The following is an 8,387-nucleotide window of genomic DNA, read 5'->3' as shown; positions in this document are numbered from 1 at the left end:
GAGCGAGGAATCTCACCATTGATTTATCCGCTCAACCCGAAGGAATTTATTTTCTGCGCATCGGCACAAGCGAAGGAATCATTTCAAAGAAAATAATTCTGAGCAAATAACTTCTTCTCCCCGCTGATTTCAGCCCTGCTTTTCAAACTTTTTTCAAAAGAAATTTCATAGGGAAATGTCCGAAAAAGGGCAATTTGTCCCATTCCATCCTTCCGGTTTTTAGAGGTTCCTTTATTTCATTCTTCCCGCGCTTTCAAATGTTTTGCGGTAATAAGTTTCGTTCAAATCATTAATCATCACGCCTCCCTTTACAGTAGCATGAACGAATTTGTTGTTCTGCAAATAAATTCCAACATGCGAAATACCGTTTGAGTCAATGTTGAAGAAAACCAAATCGCCTTGCTGCAATGCAGCCGAAGAAATTTTTCTGCATTGCCTGCACATGCTTTCCGCAGAGCCGCTGAACTCTTTTCCGTAAACATTTTTGTAAAGAGCGGAAACAAAGCCCGAACAATCAATGCCGCTTTTGCTTTTTCCACCGTACTGGTAAGGCGCGCCCGCCCAATCGTCAACAAACGAATAAAGTTTTATATCTGAAATTTCTTTTTCGCTCACGCCCAGCAGCGAGGAATATTTTTTCTGAAGAGAAGAAGAACCGTTCACAGCGCTTTTTTTCACAGTGCAGGAAAGTAAAAAGGAAATAACCAGCAAAGCAATATACGGGCACGCCTTTTTCATTCCGATAAATTAGCAGAAGAAAGAATCCTGAACATTAACCGCTTTGTTCTGTTTTCAATAGAGGAATGTTCATAATAATTTCTACATTTGCTTCCCTATGTTTAACCTCTAACCACAGATTTTAACAATGAGCACCGCAGTGGCTTCTTCCAAACTTGCTGAACTTCTTGGCGCCAATGCCGGCAAACTTCTGAATCATACCTGCAAGGGAATTCCAAAAGAAACAATTCACTTGCCGGGAAAAGATTTTGTAGAAAGGATTTTTTCCATCTCCAACCGCAGCGGCAAGGTGATGGATAACCTGAACATGATTTACAATCACGGGCGATTATCCGGCACCGGTTATCTTTCCATTCTTCCCGTTGACCAGGGCATTGAACATTCTGCAGGCGCATCTTTCGCACCCAACCCTGCCTGCTTTGACCCGGAGAATATTGTAAAACTTGCTGTGGAAGGCGGCTGCAACGCGGTGGCTTCCACTTTCGGAGTGCTCGGAATGGTGGCGAAGAAATATGCAGGCAAAATTCCGTTCATCGTAAAAATTAATCATAACGAATTTCTTTCTTATCCGAATAAATACGACCAGATTCTTTTTGGAACGGTGGAAAGCGCATACAACATGGGCGCTGCCGCTGTGGGCGCAACCATTTATTTCGGTTCTCCCGAATCTTCAAGGCAGATTACCGAAATTGCAAATGCATTCGAGCGAGCGCATGAATTGGGAATGGCAACGGTGCTCTGGTGCTACCTGAGAAATTCCGCTTTCAAAAAAGACGGAACCGATTATCACAACGCTGCCGATTTAACCGGACAGGCAAATCATTTGGGTGTAACTATTCAGGCGGATATTATCAAGCAAAAACTTCCGACAAACAACGGAGGATTCACCGCTTTGAATTTCGGAAAGACAAATGCAAAAGTTTATTCCGAACTCACCACCGACAATCCGATTGATTTATGCCGTTATCAGGTGGCGAATTGTTACATGGGAAGAATCGGTTTAATCAATTCAGGCGGAGAATCAAAAGGCGCGAGCGATTTGGCGGAAGCCGTTACCACTGCAGTGATTAACAAACGCGCAGGCGGTCACGGTTTGATTTCCGGACGTAAAGCATTTCAGAAACCGATGAAAGACGGAATTGCTTTGCTGAATGCGATTCAGGATGTGTATTCGAATAAAGAAATCACAATTGCATAAATTTCCTGGTAACGAATTAACGAATCTTTTTGCGAATTTTACAAATCAACCGTTAAGTTCTTATTCGTTATATTCGTTTCAGATTAGTAATTCGTAACCAGGCATTGCAAAAACTTATGTCTTATGTCTTGGTATAAAAGAATAGCAAAGGGGATAACCACCCGCACGAAAGAAAAAAGAGAAACCAAGGAAGGACTCTGGCATAAATGTTCTAACTGCAAGAAGATTCGCCCGGCTGATGAACACGCAAAAAATTCTTATGTGTGTTTGGATTGCGGCTATCATGAGCGAATCGGCTCGCGTGAATATTTCGAAATTATTTTTGATGGCGGTGAGTTTATAGAATTGAACGCGGAACTTTCTTCTGCCGACCCGCTTCATTTTTCCGACACAAAAAAATATTCCGACCGGCTCATTGAATCGCAAAAGAAAACCGGGCTGAAAGACGCGCTTACTACCGGAGTTGGAAAAGTGGAAGGACATGATTTAGTGGTTTCCTGCATGGAGTTTTCTTTCATAGGAGGAAGCATGGGTTCGGTGGTGGGAGAAAAAATTTCCCTGGCGATTGATTATTGCGTAGAGAATAAAATCCCGTTCATGATAATTTCAAAATCGGGTGGAGCAAGAATGATGGAAGCCGCTTACTCACTTATGCAACTGGCAAAAACTTCTGCCAAACTCACGCTGCTTGCCGATGAAAAAATTCCTTTCATCTCCTTGATGACCGACCCAACGACAGGCGGAGTTACTGCTTCGTATGCCATGCTCGGTGATTTGAATCTTGCAGAGCCGGGCGCGCTCATTGGTTTTGCCGGACCGCGCGTAATCAAAGAAACCATCAAGAAAGATTTGCCGAAAGGATTTCAGACATCCGAATTTTTGTTAGAGCACGGTTTCCTCGATATGATTGTTAGTCGCAAAGACCTTAAGCCGAAACTCGCGCAGCTGCTTTCAATGTTTAAGAACTAAAAAAAGATTATAACACGTGGCGTTCGGCATGATAAGAAGAACGCACCAGCGGACCGCTTTCCACATAGCGAAAACCTTTTGATAAGCCGATTTCTTTATAGCGGGAAAAAATTTCCGGGTGAATGAATTCTTTTACCGGTAAATGCTGCCTGGTGGGCTGAAGGTATTGTCCGAGCGTGAGCACATCCACATTGGCACTGCGCAAATTATCCATCGTTTCTAAAATTTCTTTTTCGGTTTCGCCCAAGCCAAGCATAATTCCTGATTTTGTCCGAAGATTAAATTCTTTGGCGCGCCTGAGAACTTCCAAACTTCTCTCGTACTTCGCCTGCACCCGCACTTGTTTTGTTAATCTGGATACTGTTTCCAGATTATGAGAAAGTACATCAGGTCTTTCTGCAAAAACCACGTCCATGTTTTCCTTTATTCCTTTGAAATCGGGAATGAGCGTTTCAAATTTTGTTTGCGGAGAAATTTTTCTGACTGCGCGAATAGTTTCCACCCAAATTTCAGAACCTCCATCGGGCAAATCATCTCTGTCCACCGAAGTAATTACGCAATGCTTCACGTTCATCAATTTCACGGAAGTTGCAACACGCATGGGTTCTGCTTTATCTACTGCAGAAGGTTTTCCGGTCGCCACTGCGCAAAAACCGCACGAGCGCGTGCAAACATTTCCAAGAATCATGAAGGTGGCGGTGCCCGCTCCCCAGCATTCGCCCATGTTCGGGCAGTTGCCGCTTTCGCAAATGGTGTGGAGTTTATGGGTGTCAACTAATTTTCGAACGTGCAGATAATTTTTTCCGGTGGGAAGTTTTACCCGAAGCCAATCGGGTTTTTTTGCACGAGGTTCAAGAATTTCAGACACAAATAAATTTTAGGAAATGCTTTTCGTAATTTTCGGATTTCGTCCCATAGGGATGAAACATTTTTCGAAGATTAAAACCATTTCTTTCCGAACATGATATTCAGATAAACATTCACATATACCTGGTTGTTTTTTGCAGTAGCCATAATGGGAATAGTTTTATAAAAAGCATCCACGGTAATTCCGGTTTCAAAAAGTTTAATATCGTCATCCACATTTGAATGCTCGAAACTAAGCCCGAGTTTGAAAAATGCGCCCGGAAAAAAATTCATTTCACCAATGCCATGAAAATAAGACGCGCGCCCAACAATGTTTCCTCCCTGGTCAACCGGCTTATGCATGGGATTGTACGGGTCGTATCTTTCAAATTTAGAGTCACCGTAAGAAGAATTATCTTGCGGATACCAGATGGTGAGGTAAACAGGTTTTGCAAGCGCCAGCACCGGACCGCCAATGGTAACCAACCGCAATTCCACTCCGCGCCTGTCGCTTTTGCCGGCAATTACTTTATGAATTCCATAGCCGCCACGCAGAAGTGTAACCGTAAATTGTTTTCCATAAAAATATCCTTTTGTGCTGAAATCTCCCACCTGCGATTTTATTTCTTTTGGATGACGCAGCCCTACCATTTCAAATTCATACGTGCGTTTTTTATAGCCGGTAATGTGCTTTCCCCTGCGGTAATTAAATCCCCATCCCGAAGAATGAAGCACACCGCCAAACTCGCGTTCGTTGCGGTAAAGCAATTGCACATCGTCATTTTGTTTTACGGGAGTATTTATTCCGGAAACAATATTATCCTGCGCGCAAAGCACGAGGGAGAATAGCGAAAAAAATATCGGAGCAATTCTTTTCATTCCTGAATCTTCTAAACAAATGTACAAAACCTGGCGGAATAATTTTAATTTTGAGTACAAAAATTACACCAACCCAATGCATACATCTGAAGTTGTTTATAAAGGCGAATTGCGAACCGTTTTAACGCATCAGAAATCCGGACAGCAGGTGATTACCGATGCCCAGGTGGATAACAATGGAAAAGGCGAGGCATTTTCGCCTACCGATTTGCTTGCTACATCGCTCGGCACCTGCATGCTCACGGTGATGGGAATTGTTGCCCGAAGAAATAATATTAATATAGATGGAACAAAAGTGGAAATTCTCAAAGTGATGGCAGAAAGCCCTCGCAGGGTTTCAGAAATTTATGTGGATATGTTTTTTCCTGCGAACAAATATTCTCAAAAAGAAAAGGACTTGCTGGAACGCACTGCCGTCAATTGCCCGGTTGCGAAAAGTCTGCATCCTGATATAAAGCAAAAAACCCGCTTCCATTACTGAAAGCGGGTGATAAATAAATTAAAAAGGTTAAACCTGTTTCTCGGAATGAGTTTTAGCATTTGCTTTTCCGTAAGCAGGGCAGAGTTCGTGGCTCTTGCAGGAAGAAAGAATGATGACAAACAGCATTACGGTGGCAATGAGGGCGAATAATTTTTTCATGTTTTAACTTTGATTACTTAATGTTTAGATTTGTTTGTCAGACGCAAGGCAAACTTTGTACCAAACCTTAATTGTGAAACAAAAGTAGTGTTTTCCTGGAAATAGGCAAAAAGTTTTGTCTTCATTTTTACTAACAGAAATAACTTGTTGTTAATTTTGCCCTGCTAATACGGCAATATGGAAGAAAAGGTTTCAATAAATAGTAAAGAAAATATTAACAACAAAATAAACCCTGTTATTGAAGAATCATGGAAAGAAGTTCTTCAGGAAGAATTTAAGAGTGATTATTTCAAAATATTAAAAGAATTTCTTGTTGAAGAGAAAAAAAAGCATATTATTTATCCTCCCGCATCAAAAATTTTTGCTTGTTTCAATGATACGCCTTTTAATAAGGTAAAGGTGGTTATTCTCGGGCAAGACCCTTATCACGGGCAAGGGCAGGCAAATGGGTTATGCTTTTCAGTGAGCCATGGAATTCAGCAGCCACCTTCGCTTCAGAATATTTTCAAAGAACTGCACGATGATTTGGGGATTCCCATTCCGAAAACAGGCAACCTTGAGAATTGGGCAAAGCAAGGAGTATTATTATTGAACGCCACACTAACCGTGCGCGCAAACCAAGCCGGCTCTCACCAAAAGCAGGGCTGGGAAAATTTTACAGATGCCGCCATTCGCGCGCTTTCAGAAAAAAGAAAAGGACTGGTGTTTCTTCTCTGGGGAAGATTTGCGCAGGCGAAAGAAATTCTGATAGACAAATCCAAGCATCATGTTCTGAAAGCGCCCCACCCTTCGCCTTTCTCTGTTCATTCAGGATTTTTTGGATGCAAACATTTTTCGAAAGCAAATGAGTTTCTCAGGCACGAAGGAATGGAAGAGATTGACTGGAGGGCGGAGTAAAAAGGAAGGATGGAAGAATGGGAGAAAAAAATTCCATCACAGCTGAATCCCGTATACCCTATGCCCTTATTTTCCTTATTCCTTAAAAAGATTCTGTTATTTATCAATATATTGTTAATAATATTCATCTTTGAATGTCCCCTTAACTTACTGCTGCATGAATTCACTTTATGAGTTGGCGCATAATTTATCGGGCGGGGAAATAGGCGTTGTAAAAACCTACCTGAACTTTTTATGCCCCGAACGGGACGAAACCTTCGCCTCTAAACTTTTTGATTACCTGCTGCAGAAAAAAGAATGCCCTTCGGAAAAGGACTCCTGCATTTATTTATACGGAACCGCTTGGGAAAAAGAAGAACCCCTCCGCAAACTTCAGTACCGGCTGAAAACAAAAATCCTCGATGCCCTTTGCATTGAACTCAACGAAGAGAAAAAAGAAAAACTCGATGAGTTGGATTATGCCGCCTTCCGCGTGAAAAAGAAATCCATCCAGTCACGCCTGCTCTATTTTTCAAACACCAAACTTGTAATTGCCCGCGAACTGATTGATGACATTATTGCCGAGTGCAGGAAATATGAATTATACGGAGCGCTCGCAGAACATCTTGACATTAAAAAATGGAGGTATGCTTTCAGGGAAGGCGAGAAAGAGTTTACTAAAATTGTTTCCAAAGCGGAATTTTATAAGGAATGCGAGCGTGCGCAAGCAAAAGCAAATGACTATTACTATAAACTGATTTTTGTTTCAGAAAAAAATGCCGCGGGCGAACAAAAGGTAAATGCGTTTCTGAAAAAAGCAATCCGCGAACTCAACCTGCTGGCGGAGAAAACAAAATCAGATTCTGTAAAGTACTATCTTAAGTTTTTTGAGTTGTATTCATTCATGCGCGGTAAAAATTACAAAGCCATGAAGCCATGCGGGAAGTGAAGAGTTTAAAAAAATTTCTTCAGCGCAATAAGCAAAGAGCAAACCCGCGCCATGCCGTCATCCTGCACGCATTAAGCAGGGCGGAGCGCAAAGGTTTTTCATTCGGAAAAAATACAGAGCCGCTGCTGAAAGAACTTTCGGGCGGCAACTGCAAATGGGAATTTCTTTCGCACGAATTGATTCCTTTCCACGAATGGGCGCGAGAAAAAACGGGAGCGGCTGCAGAAAAAGCGTATTGATTCACAGCGCGAGTATGCGCATCATCTTTTCCAAATCCGGCTGAATTCCTGTTAAGTGCTTCACCGCTTTTTTGAAAGGGGTGTAAACAATTTTATTGTTGATGATTCCAATCATCACGCTTTTTTTTCCTTCGAGCAATGCTTCTGTTGCCGTGAATCCCATGCGCGATGAAATTACCCTGTCCATGCACGATGGATTTCCTCCACGCTGAATATGCCCTAGTACCGAAACGCGAATGTCATAAGAAGAAATTTCTTTTTTCACTTTCTCTGCAATTTTCAAAACACTTCCTGTTCCTTTTTGCTCTGAAACAATAACAATTTTTGAGTGCTTGTCTTTTCTTCCTTCTTTAAGATGCTTGATAAGTTTGTTGAAGTCCGTTTTCGCTTCCGAAATTAAAATGGCTTCCGCGCCCGAACCGATTCCGCTGCGCAGCGCAATCAGCCCTGCATCTCTTCCCATCACTTCCACAAAAAATAATCTATCGTGACTTTCCGCGGTATCGCGGATTTTATCTACGGCTTCTATGACCGTATTAATCGCGGTGTCATAGCCAATCGTAAAATCTGTGCCGTACAAATCGTTATCAATTGTTCCCGGGCAGCCGACAAAAGGAATTGAACAAATCTTAGAGAACTCAAGAGCTCCGCGAAAAGTTCCGTCACCGCCAATTGCCACTACGCCATCAATTTCATTCTTCTCAAGATTGGCTTTTGCTTTTTTTCTTCCATCAAGTTTTAAAAATTCTTCGCTGCGTGCGGTTTTCAGAATGGTTCCTCCGCGCTGAATAATATTCGCCACCGATTTTGTTTGCAGCGGAATGAATTCATTGTTTATCATTCCATCGAAGCCGCGCGTGATTCCAGCCACTTCGAGTTTATGAAAGATGGCAGTGCGCACCACCGCGCGGATGCAGGCGTTCATGCCGGGCGCATCGCCTCCGGAAGTGAATACGGCAATCTTCTTCATGGGGTACGGATAACGAATCTTTTACGAATTTACGAATCAAATTGTATGGCAGTTTTTCTATTTTTGCTTAAACAATCATACCA

At 42.3% G+C, this 8,387-nt stretch carries 11 protein-coding genes; 7 read left to right on the top strand and 4 right to left on the bottom strand.

The genetic code is table 11. The features are described from left to right. A partial coding sequence (locus tag HY063_12420; GenBank protein MBI3502587.1) for a T9SS type A sorting domain-containing protein occupies nt 1-110 on the top strand: 110 nt, incomplete at its 5' end. A gap of 121 nt (nt 111-231) precedes the next feature. Here HY063_12420 and HY063_12415 read toward each other — a convergent pair. Next, the gene (locus tag HY063_12415; protein ID MBI3502586.1) at nt 232-738 is read right to left on the bottom strand and encodes a C40 family peptidase; all 507 of its coding nucleotides are present in this window, start codon (nt 736-738) and stop codon (nt 232-234) included. 127 nt (nt 739-865) lie between these two features. Here HY063_12415 and HY063_12410 point away from each other — a divergent pair, with 127 nt between their 5' ends. Further along, nucleotides 866-1,936: a class I fructose-bisphosphate aldolase gene (locus tag HY063_12410; protein ID MBI3502585.1), complete on the top strand. Its 1,071-nt coding sequence runs from the start codon at nt 866-868 to the stop codon at nt 1,934-1,936. 123 nt (nt 1,937-2,059) lie between these two features. Next, the gene (locus HY063_12405) at nt 2,060-2,905 is read left to right on the top strand and encodes an acetyl-CoA carboxylase carboxyltransferase subunit beta (protein ID MBI3502584.1); all 846 of its coding nucleotides are present in this window, start codon (nt 2,060-2,062) and stop codon (nt 2,903-2,905) included. A 7-nt stretch (nt 2,906-2,912) separates the two neighbouring features. Here HY063_12405 and lipA read toward each other — a convergent pair whose 3' ends face one another. Further along, a complete protein-coding gene (gene lipA, locus HY063_12400) occupies nt 2,913-3,773 on the bottom strand; it encodes a lipoyl synthase (protein MBI3502583.1) in 861 nt (286 codons plus the stop codon). Nucleotides 3,774-3,844: 71 nt separating this feature from the next. Then, complete coding sequence (locus HY063_12395) at nt 3,845-4,630, bottom strand: hypothetical protein (GenBank protein MBI3502582.1); 786 nt, start codon at nt 4,628-4,630, stop codon at nt 3,845-3,847. A gap of 76 nt (nt 4,631-4,706) precedes the next feature. On the opposite strand from HY063_12395, the gene HY063_12390 reads away from it, so the two are divergent. The 4 genes from HY063_12390 (at nt 4,707) to HY063_12375 (ending at nt 7,334) form a co-directional block, all read left to right on the top strand. Continuing rightward, entirely contained in the window at nt 4,707-5,111 is a 405-nt protein-coding gene (locus HY063_12390; GenBank protein MBI3502581.1) for an OsmC family protein, read from the top strand. 384 nt (nt 5,112-5,495) lie between these two features. Next, a complete protein-coding gene (gene ung / locus HY063_12385; GenBank protein MBI3502580.1) occupies nt 5,496-6,167 on the top strand; it encodes a uracil-DNA glycosylase in 672 nt (223 codons plus the stop codon). Between the two features lie 157 nt (nt 6,168-6,324). Continuing rightward, nucleotides 6,325-7,095 (top strand): hypothetical protein, encoded by a 771-nt coding sequence (locus HY063_12380; GenBank protein ID MBI3502579.1) that lies wholly within the window; start codon nt 6,325-6,327, stop codon nt 7,093-7,095. Continuing rightward, nucleotides 7,092-7,334 carry a hypothetical protein gene (locus HY063_12375; GenBank protein MBI3502578.1) on the top strand — a complete coding sequence of 81 codons (243 nt, stop codon included), beginning with the start codon at nt 7,092-7,094 and terminating at the stop codon, nt 7,332-7,334. Before HY063_12380 ends, HY063_12375 begins: the two co-directional genes overlap by 4 nt. A gap of 1 nt (nt 7,335) precedes the next feature. On the opposite strand, the gene pfkA is transcribed toward HY063_12375, so the two are convergent. Continuing rightward, nucleotides 7,336-8,304: a 6-phosphofructokinase gene (gene pfkA, locus HY063_12370; protein ID MBI3502577.1), complete on the bottom strand. Its 969-nt coding sequence runs from the start codon at nt 8,302-8,304 to the stop codon at nt 7,336-7,338. Between the last annotated feature and the right edge of the window lie 83 nt (nt 8,305-8,387).

Source organism: Bacteroidota bacterium (assembly GCA_016195025.1).
Taxonomy (GTDB): domain Bacteria; phylum Bacteroidota; class Bacteroidia; order Palsa-948; family Palsa-948; genus Palsa-948.
This window is presented reverse-complemented; position numbering and strand designations above follow the sequence as displayed.